This window comes from Bradyrhizobium sp. BR13661 (genome assembly GCF_029892425.1).
GTDB lineage: Bacteria > Pseudomonadota > Alphaproteobacteria > Rhizobiales > Xanthobacteraceae > Bradyrhizobium.
The window spans coordinates 311315-334671 of sequence record NZ_JARXWB010000004.1; the positions used below are offsets into that span (position 1 = coordinate 311315).

At 64.8% G+C, this 23357-nt stretch carries 24 protein-coding genes; 8 read left to right on the forward strand and 16 right to left on the reverse strand.

Annotated features, from left to right (window positions below; all coding sequences use genetic code 11):
- Window positions 1-47 precede the first annotated feature (47 nt).
- Complete coding sequence (locus tag M2427_RS09165; protein ID WP_280705924.1) at window positions 48-1292, forward strand: MFS transporter; 1245 nt, start codon at window positions 48-50, stop codon at window positions 1290-1292.
- Here M2427_RS09165 and M2427_RS09170 read toward each other — a convergent pair.
- The gene (locus M2427_RS09170) at window positions 1289-2548 is read right to left on the reverse strand and encodes an adenylate/guanylate cyclase domain-containing protein (protein WP_280705925.1); all 1260 of its coding nucleotides are present in this window, start codon (window positions 2546-2548) and stop codon (window positions 1289-1291) included. The two genes, M2427_RS09165 and M2427_RS09170, sit on opposite strands and share 4 nt — an antisense overlap.
- A 167-nt stretch (window positions 2549-2715) precedes the next feature.
- On the opposite strand from M2427_RS09170, the gene M2427_RS09175 reads away from it, so the two are divergent.
- Window positions 2716-3873, forward strand: a complete 1158-nt coding sequence (locus M2427_RS09175; RefSeq protein ID WP_280705926.1) for an MFS transporter — start codon at window positions 2716-2718, stop codon at window positions 3871-3873.
- Window positions 3874-3904: 31 nt separating this feature from the next.
- Window positions 3905-4096: a hypothetical protein gene (locus M2427_RS09180; RefSeq protein WP_280705927.1), complete on the forward strand. Its 192-nt coding sequence runs from the start codon at window positions 3905-3907 to the stop codon at window positions 4094-4096.
- Here M2427_RS09180 and M2427_RS09185 read toward each other — a convergent pair.
- Window positions 4077-4970, reverse strand: a complete 894-nt coding sequence (locus tag M2427_RS09185) for a DMT family transporter (RefSeq protein WP_280705928.1) — start codon at window positions 4968-4970, stop codon at window positions 4077-4079. The genes M2427_RS09180 and M2427_RS09185 overlap by 20 nt on opposite strands.
- A gap of 83 nt (window positions 4971-5053) precedes the next feature.
- Window positions 5054-5878 (reverse strand): N-acyl homoserine lactonase family protein, encoded by an 825-nt coding sequence (locus M2427_RS09190; protein WP_280706040.1) that lies wholly within the window; start codon window positions 5876-5878, stop codon window positions 5054-5056.
- A gap of 265 nt (window positions 5879-6143) precedes the next feature.
- On the opposite strand from M2427_RS09190, the gene M2427_RS09195 reads away from it, so the two are divergent.
- From M2427_RS09195 to M2427_RS09205, 3 genes are all read left to right on the forward strand, one after another.
- On the forward strand, window positions 6144-6962 hold the full coding sequence (locus M2427_RS09195; RefSeq protein WP_280705929.1) for a chromate resistance protein ChrB domain-containing protein: 819 nt from the start codon (window positions 6144-6146) through the stop codon (window positions 6960-6962).
- A complete protein-coding gene (chrA, locus tag M2427_RS09200; protein WP_280705930.1) occupies window positions 6962-8347 on the forward strand; it encodes a chromate efflux transporter in 1386 nt (461 codons plus the stop codon). The genes M2427_RS09195 and chrA overlap by 1 nt, the downstream gene beginning before the upstream one ends.
- A 114-nt stretch (window positions 8348-8461) precedes the next feature.
- A complete protein-coding gene (locus tag M2427_RS09205) occupies window positions 8462-8854 on the forward strand; it encodes a DUF3551 domain-containing protein (RefSeq protein WP_280705932.1) in 393 nt (130 codons plus the stop codon).
- Between the two features lie 941 nt (window positions 8855-9795).
- Here M2427_RS09205 and parC read toward each other — a convergent pair.
- From parC to rpoZ, 11 genes are all read right to left on the reverse strand, one after another.
- Window positions 9796-12054: a DNA topoisomerase IV subunit A gene (parC, locus tag M2427_RS09210; RefSeq protein WP_280705933.1), complete on the reverse strand. Its 2259-nt coding sequence runs from the start codon at window positions 12052-12054 to the stop codon at window positions 9796-9798.
- Window positions 12055-12114: 60 nt separating this feature from the next.
- Window positions 12115-12393, reverse strand: a complete 279-nt coding sequence (locus M2427_RS09215) for a hypothetical protein (RefSeq protein WP_280705935.1) — start codon at window positions 12391-12393, stop codon at window positions 12115-12117.
- Window positions 12394-12495: 102 nt separating this feature from the next.
- Window positions 12496-13248, reverse strand: coding sequence for a DNA repair protein RecO (gene recO / locus M2427_RS09220; protein WP_280705936.1), 753 nt, complete (start codon window positions 13246-13248; stop codon window positions 12496-12498).
- A 68-nt stretch (window positions 13249-13316) separates the two neighbouring features.
- Window positions 13317-13697: a hypothetical protein gene (locus M2427_RS09225; RefSeq protein WP_280705937.1), complete on the reverse strand. Its 381-nt coding sequence runs from the start codon at window positions 13695-13697 to the stop codon at window positions 13317-13319.
- A 21-nt stretch (window positions 13698-13718) separates the two neighbouring features.
- Window positions 13719-14645 (reverse strand): GTPase Era, encoded by a 927-nt coding sequence (gene era, locus M2427_RS09230; protein WP_280705938.1) that lies wholly within the window; start codon window positions 14643-14645, stop codon window positions 13719-13721.
- Complete coding sequence (gene rnc, locus M2427_RS09235; protein WP_280705939.1) at window positions 14635-15531, reverse strand: ribonuclease III; 897 nt, start codon at window positions 15529-15531, stop codon at window positions 14635-14637. Before rnc ends, era begins: the two co-directional genes overlap by 11 nt.
- A complete protein-coding gene (gene lepB / locus M2427_RS09240) occupies window positions 15528-16292 on the reverse strand; it encodes a signal peptidase I (RefSeq protein WP_280705940.1) in 765 nt (254 codons plus the stop codon). The genes rnc and lepB overlap by 4 nt, the downstream gene beginning before the upstream one ends.
- A 249-nt stretch (window positions 16293-16541) precedes the next feature.
- The gene (gene acpS / locus M2427_RS09245; protein WP_280705941.1) at window positions 16542-16961 is read right to left on the reverse strand and encodes a holo-ACP synthase; all 420 of its coding nucleotides are present in this window, start codon (window positions 16959-16961) and stop codon (window positions 16542-16544) included.
- Entirely contained in the window at window positions 16958-17710 is a 753-nt protein-coding gene (locus tag M2427_RS09250; RefSeq protein WP_280705942.1) for a pyridoxine 5'-phosphate synthase, read from the reverse strand. Before M2427_RS09250 ends, acpS begins: the two co-directional genes overlap by 4 nt.
- 46 nt (window positions 17711-17756) lie before the next feature.
- Window positions 17757-20045, reverse strand: a complete 2289-nt coding sequence (locus M2427_RS09255) for a bifunctional (p)ppGpp synthetase/guanosine-3',5'-bis(diphosphate) 3'-pyrophosphohydrolase (RefSeq protein ID WP_280705943.1) — start codon at window positions 20043-20045, stop codon at window positions 17757-17759.
- 210 nt (window positions 20046-20255) lie between these two features.
- Window positions 20256-20648, reverse strand: a complete 393-nt coding sequence (gene rpoZ / locus M2427_RS09260) for a DNA-directed RNA polymerase subunit omega (protein ID WP_027522935.1) — start codon at window positions 20646-20648, stop codon at window positions 20256-20258.
- 327 nt (window positions 20649-20975) lie between these two features.
- Between rpoZ and M2427_RS09265 the strand changes: the two genes are divergently transcribed.
- The gene (locus M2427_RS09265; protein ID WP_148773836.1) at window positions 20976-21620 is read left to right on the forward strand and encodes an NYN domain-containing protein; all 645 of its coding nucleotides are present in this window, start codon (window positions 20976-20978) and stop codon (window positions 21618-21620) included.
- Window positions 21601-22275 (forward strand): uracil-DNA glycosylase, encoded by a 675-nt coding sequence (locus tag M2427_RS09270; protein ID WP_280705944.1) that lies wholly within the window; start codon window positions 21601-21603, stop codon window positions 22273-22275. Before M2427_RS09265 ends, M2427_RS09270 begins: the two co-directional genes overlap by 20 nt.
- Here M2427_RS09270 and M2427_RS09275 read toward each other — a convergent pair.
- Window positions 22272-22853, reverse strand: coding sequence for a peroxiredoxin (locus M2427_RS09275; protein ID WP_280705945.1), 582 nt, complete (start codon window positions 22851-22853; stop codon window positions 22272-22274). The two genes, M2427_RS09270 and M2427_RS09275, sit on opposite strands and share 4 nt — an antisense overlap.
- Window positions 22854-22872: 19 nt before the next feature.
- Window positions 22873-23346: an SsrA-binding protein SmpB gene (gene smpB / locus M2427_RS09280; RefSeq protein ID WP_027530006.1), complete on the reverse strand. Its 474-nt coding sequence runs from the start codon at window positions 23344-23346 to the stop codon at window positions 22873-22875.
- Window positions 23347-23357: the final 11 nt, after the last annotated feature.

Consider the following 23357-nt stretch of genomic DNA (forward strand, 5'->3'; position numbering starts at 1 on the left):
GTCGGAGGCGGATACTGGCGCCATCAAGACTTTGCAGGAAATGCGCCATGTCAAATGCCCCTCGCCTTCCCGACACCTTCAACCGCCTCGCCTGGTCCAACCTCGCGGCGCAATCGGCCGAGCAGATCGCGCTGGCGGCCGCGCCCATCGTCGCGGTGCTGACGCTGGGCGTGGCGGAAGGCCAGACCGGCGTGCTCCAGACCGCGCTCAGCCTGCCCTTCGTTCTGTTCGCGATTCCGGCCGGCCTGCTCGCCGACCGCATTTCCCGCCGTTCGCTGATGGCCGGTGCCGAGGCGCTGCGAGCGGTGGCGCTTGCGGCGATCGTGCTGCTGCTGGCGCTCGGCGCGCTCAATCTGCCGCTGCTCGCGCTGCTCGGCTTTGCCGCCGTGTGCGGCACCGTCGTCTACAGCGTGGCCGCGCCGGCGCTGGTGCCCTCGCTGGTAGCTGCGGAGCTGCTGCCGGCCGCGAACGCCAGGATCGAACTGGCGCGCACCATCGCCTTCGCCAGCGGTCCTGCGGTCGGCGGCGCGCTGGTCGGCTGGTGGGGCGCAAGCCCAGCCTTCGGCTTTGCGGCGGCGCTCTCGGCGGCCGCCGTGGTGCTGCTCTCCGGCCTCTACGAGCCTTCGCGTGCACCAGTCCCGCGCCGTCATCCATTCCAGGATATCCGCGAAGGCGCGGCCTTTGTGTTTCATCATCCGCTGCTCCGACCGGTGTTCGTCACCCAATTCATCTTCAACACCGGCTGGTTCCTGCAGATCGCCGTATTCGTGCCCTACGCCGTGCGCCATCTCGGCCTGACCGCGGCCGGCGTCGGCACGGTGCTCACGATGTACGGCGTCGGCATGGTGATCGGCGCGCTGTTCGCAACCCGCGTGATGAAGCGCGTCGCCTTCGGCACCGTGGTCGGCCTCGGCCCCGTGACAGGCTTCGTCGCCGCCCTGGTGATGGCGCTGACGGTGCTGGTGCCCTCGCCCTGGCTTGCGGCCTTGAGCTTCTTTCTGCTCGGCGTCGGCCCGATCCTGTGGGTGATCTCGACCACGACGTTGCGCCAGTCGGTCACGCCGCCGCGCTTGCTCGGCCGCGTCTCCGCCATCAACATCATGAGCTACGGCGCCCGCCCGCTCGGCTCGGCGCTGGGCGCCGTCGTCGGCGGCGTCTGGAGCGCGGAAGCGTGCCTCTATCTCGCCGCCGCCGTGTTCGGCGTGCAGGCGCTGGTGATCTGGTTGTCGCCGGCGGTGGCGCTGGACCGGCAGCCGGCCATGGTGGACGACAGCGCGACCGCGCGGGCCTAATTCGCCAGATACCGCTCGTAGCTCCCCGTCACCGGCTCGCTCGCGTCAACCTCGGGATCGAGTGTGTAGAGATCCTGCGCGCGGCCGATGCCGCGGAGCGCGTAGCGACCGGTGGAGACGAGATAGCGGCGGCCGGCGGCATCCAGGCCCTTGTAGAACTCGGCCGAGGCCAGCAGCTCGCGATCGACCGAGCGGCTCATCGAGGCGATGCGGCTGACCTCGTTGACGGTCGGGCCCACCACAGTGAAATCGAGCCGGTCCTCGCTGCCGATATTGCCGTAAAAGACCTCGCCGACATGGAGGCCGATATAGGCCGACGTGGTCGGACGGCCCTCCGCGGCTCGGCGTGCATTCAGCGCCGCGACGTTGTGGCGGAACAGGTGCTCGGCGCGCAGCGCGGCACGGCGTGCGGCCGCCATGTCCTCGCCCCAGAACATCGCAAGCACGCCGTCGCCGATCAGCTTCAGCACGTCGCCGCCGGCATCATAGATCGCGTCGATCACGGCCTGGGCATAATCGTTGAGGAATGGGATGATCTCATCCGGGCCGATGCTCTCGCTGATCCCGGTCGAGCCGCGCAAATCCGAATACCACAGCACGGCGTTGATGCGCTCGGTGACGCCGCGCGTGATGCGCCCGCGCAGGACCTGCTCGGAGGCATCACGTCCGAGATAGACCCGCCCCAGCGTCCGCACGATATCGACCTGCTGCGCCGATTTGATCGCGAGCCCCAGCACCGGTACGAGATCGCGCAGGGCCGCGAGCTCGGCTTCGGTAAAGCCGTCGTCGCGCCGCGTCGTCCAGCAGGAGTAGAGGCAATCCATCTGCCCGAGCGCTCCGCTCTCGCCGAAGCGGTGCACGAAGGCCAGGAAATGACGGTGACCGTTTTCGGCGAGCTCGCCGATCTGCGAGAAATCGAGCGAGGGCGCGTCGGCGAGATCGATCACCATCTCGTCGTGGCCGTGCTCGAGCAGATGATAGAACACCGAGCGGCGCCAGTTCTTGGCCGCATCGCCCTCCGCCGTCGAGCCGTATTCGAGGACGTCGCTCTCGTTGGTCGGCGTGTCGCTCCAGCGGAAGGCGCGGCCCTCGTAGATTGGATGTAGCGTGTCGATGACCACGAGGCCGCGCGAGAGTTCCAGCCCTTCGGCGCGGCAGCGCTCACAGAAGCCGCGCAAGAGTTCGGGTTCGGGAAGACCGGTGAGGCCCTGGCCGGCCAGCCAGTTCATCAGCGCAAGGCGGGAGGTGAGTTGCATACGCCATTATGGCGTGCATTCGTGACGAACGAAAGGCCACACGCAGACCGTGTGCAAACCAAGGCTCCCGCCTATGGCAGATCGAATATGTCGCGGACGCTGTTGACGCGCTCTCGCCTCGGGCCGCAAATGCAAATGATGACATCGACGACGAGAAATCTTGCGATATGAGCCGGCGCCAGCTTCCGATCATCCTGGCGCTCGGCACCACGCAGACCCTGGCCTGGGCCTCCAGCTATTATTTGCCGGCCCTGCTTGCGGATCCGATGGCGCACGACCTCGGCATCTCCACCAATTGGATCTTTGGCGCGTTCTCGGCCTCGCTCGTGATCTCCGCGATGCTGGGGCCGCGCATCGGCCGGCAGATCGATCTCGTCGGCGGGCGGCAGGTGCTGTCGGCCTCGAACCTGACCATCGCGGCAGGCCTCGTCTTGCTCGGCCTTGCGCAGTCGGTGGCTGTGATGACCTTCGCCTGGTTCGTGCTTGGCATCGGCATGGCGATGGGGCTCTACGACGCCGCCTTCGCCGCGCTCGGCCGCATCTATGGCACAGAGGCGCGCAGGCCCATCACCGGCATCACGCTGATGGCTGGCTTCGCCTCGACTGTCGGCTGGCCGCTCACCGCCTGGGGGCTCGCCCATATCGGCTGGCGCGATACGTGTTTCGCCTGGGCAGCCGCCAACATCCTGATCGGCCTGCCCCTCAATTTCTTCATGCTGCCTTCGATCAAGGGCGCCAAGCAGGCTGCGGCAACGGCCGAGAAGCCGCACGTCCCGCTCGACCGCACCATGATCCTGCTGGCGTTCGTCTTCGCTGCGGTCTGGACCGTCACCGGCGCGATGGCGGTGCACTTCCCGCGCATCCTCGAAGCCACGGGCGCGAGCCATATCGAGGCCATCGCGGCGGGTGCGCTGATCGGCCCGGCCCAGGTGATCGCGCGCATCCTCGAGGCGAGCGTCCTGAGCCGCTTCCATCCGCTGTGGTCGACACGGCTTGCCTGCGTCACCCACCCGATTGGCGCGGCCGTCGTCGCGATCTTCGGCGCGCCGGCCGCGACCGCCTTCGCGCTTCTGCACGGCTCCGGCAACGGCATCCTGACGATTGCCCGCGGGACGCTGCCGCTCGCGATCTTCGGCCCGAAGGATTTTGGTTACCGCCTCGGCATCATCGGCGCGCCGGCACGCATGGCGCAGGCGATCGCGCCGCTGGCCTTCGGCCTGCTGATCGACGTGATGGGCGCCAAGGTGCTGATGGTCTCGTCCGCGCTGAGCCTGTCGGCGCTGGCCGCGCTGTTCCTGATCCGCGCCGAAAAGCGGCCGGATTGACCGCGCCGCTGCTTTCGCGCACAAGCGCGGCATGACCGACAACAGCCCCCCGCCCCGCACATTCAAAGGCCTCCTGCGCTGGGCCATGACGCCGCCGCAGGCCTGGGGCGTGTATCTCCTCGCCGTGCTGCTGGTGTGGCTGGTCTCGTTCTATGCCGGCTCGCTGAAGCCGAAGAAGACGCCGGAGGCAAGCCCGCCGGCGGTCAGCGCACCGAAGAGCTAAGCCGTTTCGGCTGGCTGGTCGCGATCCAGATGCCGGCGAACACGGCCACCAGCCCAATCAGGAGATTTGGCGTGATCGGCTCGCCAATCAACAGCGCCGCCAGCAAGGTGGCCGCGATCGGATTGACGGTCATCGTGTTTGCCACTCTGGTCGGCGTCGCGCGGGCCAGCGCCATGACCCAGAAGATGAAGGCGAGCGCACCGCCGCCGGCGCCGAGATAGATGCCAGCAATCCACTGCGCCGTCGTGAAGTGCGCGAGCGCGGCGAAGCTGCCCTTCGCAAGACCCACGAGCATCAGTACCGCGGCGCCCGCGCCCATTCCGACCGTGAGAAAGCCCAGCGCGCTGGAACGTTGCATCAGCGGTCGCGATAGCACGTTGTAGAACGCCATGCAGAACACGGCGCCGGTCATGATCAGCTCGCCGCGCCAGGATCCGGGCGGGCTCTGTGCGAGGCCCACAGCAAGCGCCGCCGCCACGCCGAGCACGGCAATGCCGACGCCCGTAATCTTGCGCATCGTCAGCCGTTCCACACCAAGGATCGCACCGACCACCATGGTGTGGAGCGGCAGCGTCGCCAGCGCGAGACTGGCACGCGCGGCGGTCGTGTAGGACACCGCGATATTGTAGAGGATGAAGAACAGGCCGAAGAAGCAGATGCCGAGCGTCATCACGGCCGGCCAGTCCGACCACTGCGGCCAGCGCACGCGCAGCAGCAGCGCGCATGGCAGCAGGCAGAGGAAACCGATCCCCCAACGCAGGATTGCAAGCATGACCGGATCAGCGCAGGCGACGAGATAGCGGGTGATTGCCGCGGCGGTGCCGCCGATGCTGCTCGACGCCAGCGCGATCGCGACCCCGAGCCACTCCCCCACGCTTCGCCTCCCTGATCGGCGCCTTTGGCGGCGCCTAGCACATCCCTGCTGCCACCATGATGGCAAGAGGGATCCGGCGAAAGCTAGTCATAGAACTCCGGCGACAGCTTCTGGGTGTCGCGCTGGGCCTTGTCGTGGTTGATCCAGAACTGCGCCTCTTCCTTTGAAATGGTGTCGGCGATCTTCTGCATCGAGGCGATCGACTGCTCCTTGCTGACATTGTTCACGGGGACGCGGCGGTTGTCGTAATTGTCCCTGAAGTGCGCGGCATCGCCTGAGAGCAACACCACGCGGGTCCTCGGCAGCCGCACCATCAGCGACTGGTGTCCCGGCGTATGACCGGGCGTCGAGAGGATGGTGATGCTGCCGTCGCCGAACACGTCCTTGTCGCCTGCGAGCAGCTCGACCGGATGCGAAGGCTTGAAGCGCGGCTCGTTGTTGGCACCGGGCCAGTCATATTCGGCCTTCTGCACGTAGAGCGTCGCCTGCGGGAACATCTCGACATTGCCGATGTGATCGGGGTGCGTGTGCGAGACACCCATCGCCTTGACGTCAGCGGGCTTCACGCCGATCTGCTCGAGTTGCGCGGCGAGAGTCTTCGGCCGCTTCCAGCTCACCGCCTTGGGGTCGGCAGGCGCAAGCCCGTTCGGCATCGCGGCCACGGCGTCGGGAATGCCGGTGTCCCACAGGAACCAGCCCTGGCTGTGCTTGATGAGATAGCAGGTGTCGACAAAATCCATCGACTTGCCTTCATTCACCCCGGGCGACCAGCGCCCGATGTCGCCGGCGACGCCCTCTCCGCAATTCATGATGTAAAGCCTTTCGACACCCGGCTTCTGCGCGGATACAGATTGGGAGGACAACACCAGTGCCGCGGCGGTGAGAGCGAGCGTGAATTTAGACATGATCGTCGGCATGATCCTGGATGTCATCCCTGGTCCCTCCTTGCAGCGCCTCCTTGCGGCGACCGAGGATCAACCCCGCCCCTGCCGCAGAATTCCACTTCCACTCACTATAGGCCGTAGCAGCATATCTTTCTAACGCGCCTTGCCGGCGAAACCTTTGATTGACAGGCCGGCGCGGTTTCGCTGTAATGAGCTTATGGGGATCGAGCGATCTCCCCACGAGGCGACATGCCCAAGTATCGCGTCCCCCGTTTTTCGAGGACGCATCATGTCTACATTCACGACCATATCATCCGATAAATTGTCGCGCCTGATCGGCACGGCCAATGCTCCTGTCCTGATCGATGTGCGGACGGAGGAGGATTTTGCCGCAGACCGGCGGCTGATCCCCGGCTTTATCAGGTTCAGCCACGAGGCGGTTGCGGACTGGGGCGGCCAATTTGCCGGCCGCTCCGCCATCGTCTCCTGCCTGCGCGGCGGCAAGCTCGCACAGGGCACGGCGGCCTGGCTCCGCCAGCTCGGCGTGGAGGCCGAGACGCTCGATGGTGGCTTCGAGGGGTGGAAGGAAGCGAAGCTGCCGCTGCTCGACACCCGCAAGCTCCCGCCGCGCGATGCCAGGGGGCGCACCGCCTGGGTGACGCGGGCGCGGCCGAAAGTCGACCGTATCGCCTGTCCCTGGCTGATCCGCCGCTTCGTCGATCCCGCTGCGGTGTTCTTGTTTGTCGCGCCATCCGAAGTGGTCGCCGTCGGCGAGCGCTTCACGGCCGCGCCCTTCGACATCGAGAACGTGTTCTGGAGCCACCGCGGCGAGCTCTGCACCTTCGACGTCATGATCGAGGAGTTCGGCATTGCGACGCCGGCGCTGCTGCGGCTGGCTACGCTGGTGCGCGGAGCCGACACGGCGCGGCCGGACCTCGCGCCTGAGGCGCCCGGCCTGCTTGCAGCCTCGCTCGGATTGTCCCGCATGTACGATGACGACCTCCAACAACTCGAGGCCGGCATGCTGCTCTATGATGCCTTTTATCGTTGGTGCCGGGACGCCACCGGCGAGACCCACAACTGGCCAACCAACAAGGTAAAGGCGTGATGGACATCCGTAATAGCCAAGCAGGAGCTGATGCCGGTCACGGCATCAGCTTCACTGAGGCCTTCCGTGTCTGGCTGCGCGTCGCGTGCTTGAGCTTCGGCGGGCCTGCGGGCCAGATTGCGGTGATGCACCGCATCCTGGTCGAAGAGAAGAACTGGATCTCCGAGGGCCGCTTTTTGCATGCGCTGAATTACTGCATGCTCTTGCCTGGACCTGAGGCGCAGCAGCTGGCGACCTATATCGGCTGGCTGATGCATCGCACCGCCGGCGGGTTGATGGCGGGCGGGCTGTTCATCCTGCCCGGCATCATCGCCATCATGGGCCTGAGCTATATCTACGCGGCTTTCGGCAATGTCAGCTTCGTCGAGGCACTGTTCTTCGGGCTGAAGGCCGCGGTGCTCGCCATCGTCATCGAGGCCGTCTTCCGCGTCGGCAAGCGCGCGCTGAAGAACCGCGTCATGATCGCGCTCGCCGCGATCGCCTTCGTCGCAATCTTCTTCTTCGCCGTCCCCTTCCCGATCATCATCATCGCCGCCGGCGTAATCGGTTATGCCGGCGCAAGGGCCGGCCGGCCCGAATTCGCGCCCGCCGGCCACGGCCATGGCGGCAGTGGCGCTGCAATCGACAGCATGCTTGGCGAAGCCGTGCCCGAGCACGTGCGTCCCAATACCGCGCGTGCGATCCGCACCGCCGCGCTCTGGCTTTCGCTCTGGCTCGTGCCGGTGGTTACGTTGCTGATTGTCCTTGGACAGGCCAGCGTCTTCAGCCAGATCGCTCTGTTCTTCACCAAGATGGCACTGGTCACCTTCGGCGGCGCCTACGCGGTGCTGGCCTATGTGGCCCAGCAGGCGGTCGAGCATTATCACTGGCTCAAGCCGCACGAGATGCTCGACGGCCTCGGCATGGCCGAGACCACGCCGGGCCCGCTGATCATGGTGCTGCAGTTCGTGGGGTTCATGGCGGCCTATCGCGACGCAAGCGGCCTGCCGCCGATGCTGGCGGCAACGCTCGGCGGGCTCCTCGCGACCTGGGTCACGTTCACGCCCTGCTTCCTCTGGATCTTCGTCGGCGGCCCCTATATCGAGCGCCTGCGCGGCAACACCGGGCTCTCTGGTGCGCTCAGTGCCATCACCGCCGCCGTCGTCGGCGTCATCCTCAACCTCTCGATCTGGTTCGCGCTGCACACGCTATTCCGCGAGACCGTGCCAGTGCACGCCTTCCCGCTGGATTTCGATATGCCCGTCGTGAAGAGCGTTGATCTTCCCGCGCTCGTGCTGTCGATCGCGGCCGCCACCGCGATCTTCCGCTTCAAGCTCGGCATGCTGACGGTGCTCGGCGGGAGCTGCGCCGCCGGCGTGGCGCTGCGGATGGTCGGGGTGATCTAGGGCGGAATTCCGCGAGCATTGACGTGGATCAATACTGCCAACGGTCGGAGTGCCACCGGTGTGTCGGACCGACCTGGAGTACCGACTTGGAGTACCGACTTGGAGGAAGCCCCAATGCGCAAATGGGCTTTGACGATTTTGACCGTGAGTATCGCCTTAACAGCGGGGCACGCCCGGGCTCAGAGATACGATCCGGCTTTTCCCGTTTGCTTGAACGTCGTCTCTCGCGGAACCAGTCCATACTATCGGTGCAGCTATACGACGATGGACCAATGCAGGGCGTCGGCCAACGGTCAGATGTGCGTCCTCAACCCTTATTACGCCGGAGCGACGGCCGGAGGGAACAATCGGCGTCACTCACGGCAAACATACACACCACCAAAGCCGCCGACCCGCTACCGCGCTGCGCCGTACAATCAATTCAATGAACCTTACTATGGAGCTTCCCAGGGTTACGCACCGGGCGAGAAAGAACGATTTCTCCAAAGCACGAGACAATACATGTAACGGATGATGGGCCGATCGTGATCGCGCGCGTGCCGTCGGGCAAAACAGCGGCGAGCGGAGCGACCTCACGCGTCAAGCCCCCTTGCCAAAAATATTCCACTTTACCGAAATTCGGATTTATCGTACAAGAGAAACACCCTGACCCAAGACAAGGGGCGGATCGCGATCGTCACGAACTGCGGGTTGGGGCGCGATGGACGCGACGGCGTCGGGCGCGGTTGGCGTTGCAGGGCGGCTTGGCCGTGAGCAATCGTCGTCGCGCGTACGACACGACGCTGACAGCGTCTTTGCATGGTTTCGAGCGTGAGCACACGCCAGCGCCCGGAGTTCCAGCGAAGACGTGCGCGGACGAACAAGTCGTGTGGTCCTGACGCCCGGAGCCTGTGCGTCAAGTCCTGTGGTGATGCGCTTGGTCCAACCGGACACGCGCATCAGTGATCTGCAGGGCGACGGGGGCAATAGTGCATCGCTCCCCGGGGAGAGCACGAAGGACACGTTAAAACCATCGCGCAGGGAAGGCCGGGCGATCCGGCAACACCTGTGGTCCACCCCGTGTGCATTTCCATGGCGCACGGACCTGCGGGTGCCAGCCGGCGCCCGGCCTTCCCTGCGCCCTCGTCTTTGCGAAGGCGCGAAGCGAAAGGCAAAACTCGGGCGAGATGCGCCGCGAGAAGGCGGACGCTCGGGCGCTGTTTGAAATGAGAATTGGAGACCGATGGCCGTGCCACACGTCCCGTCATTGCCGAGTTGGAATATGTGTGCGCCACACCCTGACCTGTGCCCCGGACGCAGCGCAGCGTCACCCCGGCGATGCGACGCATCGTCCGGTAGACCGTGCGCTGCTGAGCCTGGGCCATCTCTCCGAGCAATCCGCGTGGCATGCGGTCCCGGCTCGGCGCAGCAACGCAAGGGCGTTGCAGCGCGTCCGGGACAAGAAAGCGCTACCCGATCACATTGCCGAATTTGTTCGACTTCGGGAAACCCTTCGGCGGCAGGCGGCCGGCATCGGCGCGGGTGCCTTGCCATTCGGCAAGCTCCTTCATGGTCGCGGAGAATTCGCGCCCCGCAGAGTCCTTCCAGGTCAGACCCGCCTTTGCCTCGAAGACAGTGACGTCGGAGAGACCGCCGTCCTTGTACTTCTGCAAGCGAACGCCGCGACCGCGGGCCATCTCCGGCACCTGGTCGAGCGGGAAGATCAGCATCTTGCGGTTCTCGCCGATAACCGCAACGGTGTCACCGATCACCTCGGTGACCGTGCGCGCCTCGTTCGGCATGTCGACATTGAGGACCTGCTTGCCCTTCTTGGTGGTGCCGACGCAATCGTCCTCGTTGACGACAAAACCCTGGCCCTCGTGGCTGGCGACCAGGAATTTGCGACCGCCCTTGTTGACAAACAGCGTCACCGGCGCGGCCTCCGGCTCGAGATCGATGAACTGGCGGATCGGCTCGCCGTGGCCGCGGCCGCCTGGGAGCTTCGCCACGTCGATCGAGAAGAATTTTCCGTTGGTCGCGAACAGCAAGAGCTTCGAGGTCGTCTCCGCGAAGAAGGCAATGCCGAGCTTGTCGTCCTGCTTGAAGGCCAGGCCCGAGAGATCCTCGACATGACCCTTCATGGTGCGGATCCAGCCCTTGTCGGAGACGACCACCGTCACCGGCTCGCGCTCGACGAGGGCTTCCTCCATCGCGGCGAGATCGTGCTCGGGCGCGTCGGCAAAGGTGGTGCGGCGCTTGCCGAGCGGCGTCTTCGGCCCGAACATGTCGCGGACCTTGCCGACCTGCTCGGCGACCTTCTTCCACTGCTCGGGCTCGGAGGCGAGCACCGCATTGATGCCCTTGAGCTCGGCACGGAGGCTCTTGTCCTCGGTGCGGATTTCCATCTCTTCGAGCTTGCGCAAGCGGCGCAGGCGCATGTCCAGGATGGCTTCGGCCTGCACCTCGGTCAGCTTGAATGCCTTCATCAGAACCGGCTTCGGTTCGTCCTCGGTGCGGATGATCCGGATCACCTCGTCGATATTCAGGAAGGCGATCAGATAGCCGCCAAGCACCTCGAGCCGGCCCTCGATTTGCGCCTTGCGATAATTGCTGCGGCGGATCAGCACGTCGCGCAGATGGTCGAGCCATTCGCGCAGGCACTCCGCGAGCCCCACAACCTTCGGGATGCGGCCCTTGATCAGCACGTTCAGGTTCAGCGGAATCTTGTTTTCGAGCTCGGTCAGCCGGAACAGCGATTCCATCATCAGCGCCGGATCGACGTTCTTCGACTTCGGCTCGATGACGATGCGGACGTCTTCGGCCGATTCGTCCCTGATGTCGCCGACCAGCGGCAGCTTCTTCTGGTCGAGCAGTTCGGCGACCTTCTCGATCAGGCGCGACTTCTGCACCAGGAAGGGGATCTCGGTGACGACGACGGCCCAGGTGCCGCGGTTGCCCTCTTCCTGTTCCCATCTGGCGCGAACGCGGAACGAACCGCGGCCGGTCGTGTAGGCTTCGGCGATGGCCTGCTTGGAATCGACGCAGATGCCGCCGGTCGGGAAATCCGGGCCCTTGACCCACTTCATCAGCGCCTTCGACTTCGCGTCGGGCTTCTCGATGAGGTGCAGCGCGGCCTCGCACAGCTCGGCGGCATTGTGCGGCGGGATCGAGGTCGCCATGCCGACCGCGATGCCCTGAGCGCCGTTGGCGAGCAGGTTCGGGAAGCCGCCGGGCAGCACGACCGGCTCTTTCGACTGGCCGTCGTAATTGGCGCGGAACTCGACGCCGTCCTCGTCGATGCCCTCGAGCAGAAGCCGCGCGACATCGGTCATGCGCGCTTCGGTGTAGCGGTAGGCGGCGGGGTTATCGCCGTCGATATTGCCAAAGTTGCCCTGGCCGTCGACCAGCGGATAGCGCGAGGAGAAGTCCTGCGCGAGGCGCACCATGGCGTCGTAGATGGCCTGGTCGCCGTGCGGATGGAACGAGCCCATCACGTCGCCGACGATCTTGGCGGATTTTTTGAAGGCCGTGCCGGGGTCGAGCCGGAGCAGGCGCATGCCGTAGAGGATGCGCCGGTGCACCGGCTTCAGGCCGTCGCGCGCATCGGGCAGCGCGCGATGCATGATGGTGGAGAGCGCATACGCGAGGTAGCGCTCTTCCAGCGCTTCCCGCAGCGGCACCTCGTGAATTTCGGCCGGTTCTTCCGGCGGAACGATTCGTTTTCCCATGCCGCCCGGTTAAACCGTGGAAGCGAATCGGGCAAGGATGGATTGGTTCCTTGTGGGCTTCTATTGCCCTGCCCAGCCTGCCGTCACGGTCGGCTGGACCTTGGCCGGAGCCGGCGCCGGCGTGTTGGCGACGCAGCGGCGCGCGGCCTCGATCTCGGCATCGGTTGCGCCGTGGGACCGCGCCCATGTCTCTGCGGCCGCAGCGGAATATTTCGCCACATAGTACCTCACCAATGTGCAGGAGGCCCGGCGAAACACGCCAGGTTGCGGCTCACCGGCCATCGCGTCAGGCGCAAAAGCGAGCAGCGCCGCGGTCAGCGCAAAACCCCTGATCAACATTTGGGCTGTCCCCGTTGTGGAACCTGCCCGGCCAACGCGGACAGGCAAATTTCGTTCCGAGGGGTAGCCCGATTTTTCAGGCAATGCAGCAGCGCGATCGGCTCATGGCGCCGGAAGCGCTGCCTTGGCCTGCTGCCGAGTCAGGGCATTGATGAAGCCAGCCCGCGCGTCCGAATGGGCCTGTCCGCGTGGTTCCAGCACATGGCGCAGCAGGAACAGGCCGGTGAGTCGAAAGCCGTCCTGGAGATCCTCGTCGGTGAGGTCATGCGCGGCCTCGCCATGGCGCAGGAACGGCGGCAACCGCAGCAGCCGGTCGCGCCACGGCTCGCCCGCGCCGCGCGACACCGCGCCGCCCGATTTGGGCGAGACATAGATCAGGTCGGTGGTCTCCCCGGTCACCGCGCAATTTTCGAGCGCGAGGCCGAAGCCGAGCTCGGAGAGCATGGCCAGCTCGAAATGAATGAGGTGCACGGCGGCACTGCCGATGTCGTCGAAATCATCCAGCGAATGCTCGAGCAGCGAAAACATCTCCTCGTGCGGATCACGCTCGGGCAGCAGCCGCGCGATCGACGCCAGATGGGTAACGCCGTAGACGCCGTGGGACGATCCCAGCAGTGTCGCGGCACGCAGCTTCAGACCTTCGATCGCGTAGGTACCAAGATGCTCGTCGAGTCGCGCCCGCCACACCGCGCTGACGCTGTTGCCGGGCTGCAAGAGCGGCCGCAGCCGCGAGCTCGCCCCGCCGCGCACGAGGCCGAGATGCCGGCCGTGCTGGCGCGTCAACAGCTCGACGATGGCGCTGCTCTCGCCATGCCGCCGCACGCCCAGGACGATGCCTTCGTCGGTCCATTCCATCGCAGAAGCTTATCGCATTTCGACCGCCGTAGAGTGGGCAAAGCGCAGCGTGCCCACCAATTTGATCGTCACGCGTTGAACCAGCCCTTCGCGTCGCCGGTAAACGAGAAATACAGCCCGAACGCCGTCAGCACGCACGAGACGATCTCGATGGCGCTGTCGAGCTCGAGGCCCCGCTCGCCGAGGATCTGGGCGAGCGAAATCACGGACAGCACCAGCGCTGCCGCCAGCACCCAGCGCGGCCAGTTCTTGCGCCAGCGCGCGGCCAGCCGGACGAAATAGACCATCAGCAGGATCATTCCGCCGGCGAGCAGCGTCGTCGTCATGATCATCTGTTCGGTCGTCTCGACGGTAGGCGTGCGGTCTTGCACCGCCACCGACAGGGAGTCCAGCATCAGCGAGGCATAGAGCAGCGCTTCGAAGCGCTGGACGTTGCGGGGCACGCTCATCAGTGGCCGATCTGTTCTTGCTTATTCTTTGGGAAATTCCAGGCCCATCTCGCGGTAGCGATCGGGATCGTCACCCCAATTCTCGCGCACCTTGACGAACAGGAACAGATGCACCGGCGCATCCAGGATCTGCATCAGCTCCTTCCGCGAGTCCGCGCCGATCGACTTGATGGTGGCGCCGCCCTTGCCGAGCACGATCTTGCGCTGGCTCTCGCGCTCGACGAAGATCGTCTGCTCGATGCGCACCGACTTGTCCTTGCGCTCCTCCCACTTGTCGGTCTCGACCGTGGACTGGTAGGGCAGTTCCTGGTGCAGCTTCTGATAGATCTTCTCGCGCGTGATTTCGGCGGCCAGCTGCCGCATCGGCGCGTCCGACATCTGGTCTTCAGGGTAAAGATACGGCCCCGGCGGCACCATCTCGGCAAGCGTCGTGCGGATGTCGTCGACGCCGTCGCCCGAGATCGCCGCGATCATGAAGGTTCTCGCGAACTTCATGCGCTCGTTGGCGGCCTGCGCAAGCGCCAGAAGCTTCTCGCGCTGGACCAGGTCGACCTTGTTGATGACCAGGATCTTGTCGTGATTGACGCTGGCGGCCTTGGCCAGGATGGCCTCGGCCTCCTCGTCGATGCCGGTCTTGGCATCGAGCAGCACGCAGACGAGATCGGCGTCATGCGCTCCGCTCCAGGCGGTCGAGACCATGGCGCGGTCGAGCCGCCGCTTGGGCAGGAAGATCCCGGGCGTGTCGACCAGGATGATCTGCGCGTTGTTCTCAATGACGATGCCGCGGATCAGCGCGCGCGTGGTCTGCACCTTGCGCGAGACGATCGTGACCTTGGCCCCGACCAGCGCATTGACCAGCGTGGACTTGCCGACGTTCGGCGCGCCGATCAGCGCTACGAAGCCGCAGCGCGTCGCGGCAGGCGTCTCGCCGCTTGTTTCAGCCATCATTGCCGCCACCAACGCCTTCGCGCTCGATCATGACGGAGGCCGCGACCTTCTCCGCCGCGCGCTTGCTGCCGCCGATGCCTTCAGCCGGCGCCAGCCCCGGCAGATCCACGGCGACACGGAATTGCGGATCGTGATGCGGACCGGTGCGCTCGACCTCGCGATAGACAGGCGTCGGCAGTCCCTTGCCCTGCGCCCATTCCTGCAGCACGGTCTTGGGATCGCGCAAAGGCCGCCGCGGCTTGTGCATGCGCTCGGTCCAGTTGCGCTTGACGAACTCGTCCGCCGCGGCATGACCGCCGTCGAGGAAGATCGCGCCGATCACAGCTTCGCAAATGTCGCCGAGGATCGACTTGCGCAAGCGGGCGTCGGCGCTGGAGCCGACCGAGCCGAGCTTGATGTCGTCGAGCAGACCGAGCGACTTGGCGACGTCGGCGCAGCTCTCCTTGCGCACGAGTTCGGCAAGGCGCTTGGACAGCTCGCCCTCATCGGCGTTCGGGAAGGCGTGATAGAGCATGTCGGAGACGACGAGCCCGAGCACGTGGTCCCCCAGGAATTCCAGCCGCTGATAGCTGTCGCCGCGCTTGCGCCCGGACTTCAACGCCGAGACATGCGTGATCGCCTGCATCAGCAGGTTCGGGTCGGTGAAGCTGTGGCCGATACGCGCCTCGAGCGCTGCGTTCGCGTCTGCGGCTGCCTTCGCCTTGTCCTTGGCCTTGCTGCTCCGCGTCCGCTTCTTCTTTGCAGGCGCCTTGGCCTCAGGAGACTTGGATTCAGGAGACTTGGATTCAGGAGACTTGGGCGCAAGCGTCTTGGTTGCAGCTTCGCCCTCGGGAGCGGCTTGCGCCTCGATCGATTGGGTCGCGATGTCCTTGGCTTCGTCTTTCATCGGACGATTTTGAAGAAGCGCGTCCAGCGCACCGACCACGGCCAGCGCCAGAACATCCAGGCCTGCTCGCCTTCGCCGATGGAGAAGAAGATCATCTGCGCGCGGCCGATCAAATTCTCCTGCGGCACGTAGCCGACCTGGCCGAGGAAGCGGCTGTCGGTTGAGTTGTCGCGGTTGTCACCCATCATGAAGAAATGGCCGGGCGGCACGGTGTAGACGTTTGTGTTGTCCATGTAGCCGTTGTCGGCGCAATCGAGCGTCTCGTAGGAGACGCCGTTCGGCAGCGTTTCCTTCCAGCGCTTCACCCGCGAGATGCCGCCGCCTTCGGAGCCGCACGGATCTTCACCGACGAACTCGCTCATGCGCTGGCGCTCGACCGGGGTGTCGTTGATGTAGAGCAGACCATCCTTCATCTGGATATGGTCACCGGGAAGGCCGATCACGCGCTTGATGTAGTCGGTCGAGTCCTCCTTCGGCAGGCGGAATACGACGATATCGCCACGGTTCGGATCCGAGCCCCAGATCCGTCCCGAGAACAGCGGCGGCGAGAACGGGATCGAGTAGTGGCTGTAGCCGTAGGAATATTTCGAGACGAACAGGTAATCGCCGACCAGCAGTGTCGCCTTCATCGAGCCCGACGGGATGTTGAAGGGCTGGAACAGGAAGGTGCGGATCACCAGCGCGATCAGGAGAGCGTGGATCACGACCCGGACCGTCTCGCCGACGCCGCTCTCAGTTTTGGTTCCTGAAGTCACGCTCATTGCTCTCTCAATTCCGGCCGGCGGTCACAGAGCGCCCTCCTCCCGCGAACGGCCCACCGGTTCGCGGCCCAAGGAGATTGTCCTGATTCTGATAGTGAGGGCCAATTCCGGCGTAAAGCCGAATTCGCCCAGCCTGATTTGCGTTCGCGGACTTTTAGACGGTTGTCGCCGGCCACGCAATCAAGGATCACATCAAAAACAAATAAGACATTGATTTTCAATGAGAATTATAAAATAACCATCAGGCGGTCAGAGCCTGGCAATCGGCACCGCGGAAATGATCACGAAGGCCTGCGCCAATGGCCAGTCGTCGGTGATCGACAGATCGATCTGGGCCTCGGATCCCGCCGGCGTCAGGGCCTGGAGCCGGGCCAGCGCCCCGCCCGTCAGCCGCATCGATGGCCGACCTCCGGGCAGGTTGACCACCCCCATGTCGCGCCACCAGACGCCCTGCCTGATGCCGGTGCCGAGCGCCTTGGAGCAGGCCTCCTTGGCGGCAAAGCGCTTGGCGTAGGTCGCCACGACCATTTTCTCGTTTTTGGCACGCCGCTCCGCCTTAGCCCGCTCGGCCTCGGTGAAGATGCGGTCCAGGAAGCGCTCGCCGTGGCGTTCGATCACCTTGGCCACGCGCGTGATGTCGATCAGGTCGGAGCCGATGCCGATGATCATGCCCGGCTCCGGCCGCGATCCATCGCGGCGCGCATCCTGCGCACGGTCTCGGCGAGACCAACAAAGAGCGCCTCGCCGATCATGTAGTAACCGATGTTGAGCTCCATGATTTCAGGCAAGCCAGCGATCTTCTCCGCGGTCGCGTAGTCGAGGCCGTGCCCGGCATGGACCTCGAGACCTGCGTCCTTGGCGACCTTCACTCCGGCCACGATCCGCTGCCATTCGGCCTCGGCCTTGTCGGCATGGCCGTCGGTGACGGCGTCGCACCAGGCACCGGTGTGGATCTCGATCACGGGCGCGCGCAGCCGCGCCGCCATCTCGATCTGCGCGGGGTCCGCGGCAATGAACAGCGAGACGCGGATGCCGGCATCGTTCAGCCGCGCGATATAGGGCGCGAGCGCATTATGCTGGCCGACCACGTCCAGCCCGCCCTCGGTCGTCACCTCCTGCCGCCGCTCCGGCACCAGGCACACCGCATGCGGCCTGGTCGCGAGCGAGATACGCATCATGTCGCCGGTCGCCGCCATCTCGAAATTCAGCGGCTTGGAGATCTCTGCCTTCAGCCGCGCCATGTCCTCGTCGCGGATGTGCCGGCGGTCTTCGCGTAAATGCGCGGTGATGCCGTCGGCGCCGGCCTCGATCGCCAGCAGCGCGGCGCGGACCGGATCGGGATGGCGGCCGCCGCGGGCGTTACGGACGGTCGCGACGTGGTCGATGTTGACGCCGAGGCGGAGCGGAGAAGCGGGCATTTAAGAAACTCACGAGATCGGAGGGACAGGCGGGGACGAAGGACGCCTATCCATTAACACGTTCGACTTTGGCGACGACTGCCTTCGCGCGCAGCTGGGCCAGGATCGCGCTCAAATGCTTGAGATCGTAGACTTCGAGATCGATCGTCGTCTCCGTGAAGTCGGGCGAGCGGCGCTGCATGCTGATATTGTCGATATTGCCGTCATGCTCGGCGATCACGGTCGCGATCTGCGCCAGCGCGCCGGGCTCGTTGACGTTCTCGACCTTGATGCGCGCCGGGAAGCGCTGCGGGGCGGAATCCTCGATGTCCCAACGCACGTCGAGCCAGCGTTCCGGCTCCTCCTCGAAATCCTTCAGCGCCGGCGACTGGATCGGATAGATCGTGATCCCCTCGCCCGGCGTGATGATGCCGACGATGCGATCGCCCGGCACGGCACCGCCGTTCGGCGCGAACTTCACCGGCAGGCCGGAATTGTTGCCGCCGATCGGGATCGCGACGGGGCTGCGCGACGGCTCCGGAGGCTTCTCCTTGAGCTTGGCCGCGAGGCCCCCCTTCTTGACCCCGTAGCGCGCGACGCGCTCTTCCTTGTAGTCGGGATACATCGCGCGCGCGACGTGCGAGGCCTTGATCTCGCCGCGCCCCACCGCCGCCATGACGTCCTCGATCGAGGTGCGCGCAAGTCGCGGCAGCGCGCCCTTCAGCTTGTCGTCGGCATATTCGATCTTGGCGCGCTCGAACAGGCGCTCGACGATGCGCCGGCCGAGGCCGACATATTGGTCGCGCACGGCGGTGCGCGTGGCGCGGCGGATCGCAGCGCGCGCCTTTCCGGTGACCGCGAGCGTCTCCCAGGCCGAGGGCGGAGCCGACTGCGCTTCCGAGGTCAGAACCTCGACCTCGTCGCCGTTCTGCAGCTCCGAGGACAGCGGCGCGAACTTGCCGTTGATCTTGCAGCCGACTGCGCTGTTGCCGACGTCGGTATGCACGGCATAGGCGAAGTCGATCACATTGGCATGGCGCGGCAGCGCGATCAGCTTGCCTTTCGGGGTGAAGCAGAACACCTGGTCGTGGAACAGCTCGAGCTTGGTATGCTCGAGGAATTCTTCGGGGTTGGCGCTCTCCGAGAGGATGCCGATGGTATGGCGCAGCCAAGCGAAGGCGTTCGACTCGCGCTTGAGGAATTCGGTCGGCGAGCCCACGCCTTCCTTGTAGAAGACATGCGCGGCGATGCCGCGCTCGGCGATCTGGTCCATCGCCTCGGTGCGGATCTGCAGCTCGACACGCTGGTTGCCAGGGCCGATCACGGTGGTGTGGATCGAGCGATAGTCGTTTTGCTTCGGCGTCGAGATGTAGTCCTTGAAGCGCCCCGGCACGACCGGCCAAGTGGTGTGGACGATGCCGAGCGCGCGATAGCAAGCCTCAATGTCATTGACGACCACGCGGAAGCCGAAAATGTCGGACAGCTGCTCGAAGCCGACCGACTTGCGTTCCATCTTGGTCCAGATCGAAAACGGCTTCTTGCGGCGACCATAGACCCGCGCGCCGAGACCTCGGTGGCGCAGATTGTTGGAGAGCTGGTCCTCGATCTCGCCGATGAGGTTGCGGTTGCGCTCGGCAAGCGCATCGAGCCGCTGCATCACCACCGAATAGGCTTCGGGATCGAGGGTCCGGAAGGACAGATCCTCCAGCTCCTCGCGCATCTCCTGCATGCCCATCCGCCCGGCCAGTGGCGCGTAGATGTCGAGCGTCTCCTCGGCAATGCGCCGCCGCGATTCGGTCGGCACGAAGTCGAGCGTGCGCATATTGTGCAGGCGGTCGGCGAGCTTGACCAGCAGCACGCGGACATCGTCGGCAATGGCCAGCAACAATTTGCGCAGGTTCTCGGCCTGCTTGGCCTCGCGCGACACCAGCTCCAGCCGCTTCAGCTTGGTCAGGCCTTCGACCAGCGCGCCGATCTCGGGGCCGAAAATCTGGTCGATCTCGGCCCGCGTCGCCTCGGTGTCCTCGATCGTGTCGTGCAGCAGCGCGGCGACGATGGTGGCGTCGTCGAGCTTCAAATCGGTGAGAATCGCTGCGACTTCGAGTGGGTGCGAGAAATAGGGATCGCCGGAGGCGCGGGTCTGCGAGCCGTGCGCCTTCATGGCGTAGACATAGGCGCGGTTCAGCAGGTCTTCGTTGGTGTTCGGATTGTAGGATCGCACGCGCTCGACGAGGTCATACTGACGCATCATCCGCGCACGCGGCTTCGCTGGCCGTGCCACCGGAGCAGTCGGGGCCACGGCAACCGATTCGGTTGCGGCCTGCATCTGCGTGGGTCTGCGGCGTCGATACACCATGCCGTCCTGCCTTCAAACGAACCTCGAAAGAGCTCGTTGTATACATCTTAAGCCCCGATCGCTGACGCGGCCGATCAATTCACTGACAGGCTTGCGGCGCGAACCGGCAACGCTATGGTAACCACGAAAACACCAACAAAAGCAAAGGCCCGAACGCGGGTTCGGGCCTTTGATAAGATCACAAGAATTCGACGATCGCGAGTAAGACGATTACTCGTCCTCCTCGGGCTGCTCTTCCGGCGGCGCGAGGCCTTCGAGGCCCTTCAGGAGCTCCTCTTCGGTCATGCGTTCCACGGCAACTTCGGTATCGTCCGCATCGACGCTGGCGCCGGCAGAACCGATCAGCGGCACGGTGTCCGGCTCGGGCTCGTCCACCTCGACGAACTTCTGGAGCGAGTGCACCAGCTCTTCCCGGAGATCCTCCGGCGAAATGGTCTGGTCGGCAATTTCGCGCAGGGATACAACAGGGTTCTTGTCGTTATCGCGATCAACCGTTAGTTGCGAACCGGACGAAATCATGCGGGCACGGTGGGCGGCCAGCAGGACCAGGTCAAACCGGTTGTCGACCTTGTCGATACAATCTTCTACGGTGACGCGAGCCATGAACTGTCGCTCCGTTGTGGGTGGGACGAAATATGTGGATGATCGGGGCTAGTTATAGGGGCCGGGGCAATTTCGCAAGGCCAATTTGTGATTTGGCCTCGCCAAACGGCTCTGCTACCCCCACATTGGGGTTGGGATGGGTGGTTTTCCGGGCTGCCATGAAGGGCAGCGCCGGGTGTATGCACGGCCGCCATAACTATACCTTGATTGCCCCGACTTCTCCGGATTTGCGGTTTCGACGGGTTTCGGCAGCAAATTGAACTGCGCGGCTTGCTGTCGCCGCGCCAACAATAAACGAATTTTCACGAACACTACGCGAGCAACTGAATGTCACCTTCCCCTACCAACAAGATCGCGCTCTTCATCGACGGGGCCAATCTTTACGCAACGGCGAAAACTCTCGGCTTCGACATCGACTACAAGCGCCTTCTGAAGGAATTTCAGAGCCGCGGGACGCTGCTGCGGGCGTTCTACTACACGGCGATCATCGAGGATCAGGAATATTCCTCGATCCGCCCCCTGATCGACTGGCTCGACTACAACGGCTACACCGTGGTCACCAAGGCAACCAAGGAGTTCATCGACGCCTCCGGCCGCCGCAAGGTCAAGGGCAACATGGACATCGAGCTTGCCGTGGACGCGATGGAGCTCGCGGAGCACATCGACCAGATGGTGCTGTTCTCGGGTGACGGCGACTTCCGCTCGCTGGTCGAGGCCGTGCAGCGCCGCGGCGTGCGAGTCACCGTGATCTCCACGATCGCCAGCCAGCCACCGATGATCGCCGATGAGCTGCGCCGCCAGGCCGACGTCTTCACCGACCTCGTCGAATTGCAGTCCAAGCTGGGTCGCGATCCGTCCGAGCGCCCCGCCCCGCGCGATCGCGGCGAGCGCGAGGCCCGCCACCACGCTCCGCAGTTCCTCCAGCGCGCGACCACGATGGCGCCGAGGGGCGATGACGACTTCGAGGAGTGAGGCGGCCCAGTCAAGCCGCCAGCTCGCCGCGCTCGTCCCCGATCGTGACTGCCCGCTCTGTCCGCGCCTGGTCGCCTTTCGCGAGGCGAACCGCGCGCGCGAGCCGCTGTGGCACAATGCTCCGGTTGCGCCTTTCGGCGACATCACGGCCCGTCTGCTGATCGTTGGTCTCGCGCCGGGGATGCAGGGCGCCAACCGGACGGGCCGGCCCTTCACCGGCGACTATGCCGGTGACCTGCTCTACGCCACGCTGCTCGAATACGGCTTTGCCAGAGGCAATTACCAGGCGCGTCCCGACGACGGCCTGAAGCTGGTCGACTGCCGGATCGCCAATGCCGTGCATTGCGTTCCGCCGCAGAACAAGCCGCTGCCGGTCGAGATCAACACCTGCCGTCAGTTCCTGGTCGCCAATCTCGAAACGATGCCGAAGCTGCGCGCGATCATCGCGCTCGGACGGATTGCGCACGACAGCGTGCTCAAGCCGCTGAAGCTGAAGGCCTCGCAGGCGCCTTTCGGCCACGGCGCCGTGCATCAGGCCGGCGCGTTCAAGCTCTACGACAGCTATCACTGCTCCCGCTACAACACCAACACGGGCGTGCTGACGGCCGATATGTTCCGCAGAGTGTTCGCGAAGGTGAAGGCCGACCTCGATTAGGCCCGGACCGGATTGGCCTTCAGCCAGTCCAGCACGTCGCCGGCGTTCCGGTCAGGTGGGAACACTGGATAGAACACGCGGGTGATCCTGGAATCGTCGACGATCAGCGCGAGGCGCTTGATCAGCGTCAGGCCTGCGACCTCCATGGTCGGCAGATTGAGCGCGCGCGTGAACGCAAGCTTCTCGTCAGAGAGCACCGGGAACGGTAGATGCAGCCGTGACGCCATCTCGGTCTGGTATTCGTTGCTCTGGGTCGAAAGGCCGAACACGTGGGAAGCACCGGCCGCCTTCAACTCTGCGAACAGATCACGGAAGGCGCAGGTCTGTGGCGTGCAGCCGCGAGCGCCAGGGATCATGTCCCAATCGTCGACCAGCCCGATTTTGCCGGGCTCGCCGGTGCGGGGATAGGCAAAGACGACGGTGCGGCCCGAGAGGGCGGAGAGATTCACCGACGTATCGTCAGTCGCAAGCAGGCTGACCGCAGGCAGCATCAGGCCCTTGAGATGCGCAGCGCCGCCGTCGTCAACGGGTGCGGGAATCTGGCTCCAATCGACCTCGAGCAGGTTCTTCTGGGTCATCCCGTCGTTCCTCTTGGTCCTATCCTCTCGCCCGCATCAGGCGGCCCTTCTCCCGGCTCCAGTCGCGCTTCTTCTCGGTCTCACGCTTGTCGTGCAGCTTCTTGCCCTTCGCGACTGCGAGCTGCAGCTTGGCCCGCCCGCGCTCGTTGAAATAGAGCTTGAGCGGGATCAACGTCATGCCCTCGCGGTCGACCGCGCCCATCAGCTTGTTGATCTGCCGGCGATGCAGCAGCAGCTTGCGCGGCCGCTTGGGCTCGTGGTTGAAGCGGTTGCCCTGGAGGTATTCCGGGATCGTGGCGTTGATCAGCCAGATCTCGCCGTCCTTGGAATCGGCATAGGACTCCGCAATGGTGCTCTTGCCGTTGCGGATCGACTTCACCTCGGTGCCGGTCAGCGCAATGCCCGCCTCGATCGTATCCTCGATCGCATAGTTGAAGCGGGCCTTGCGATTTTCCGCCATGACCTTGATAGGACGTTCGTTCTTATCGGCCATGACCTTCAAAA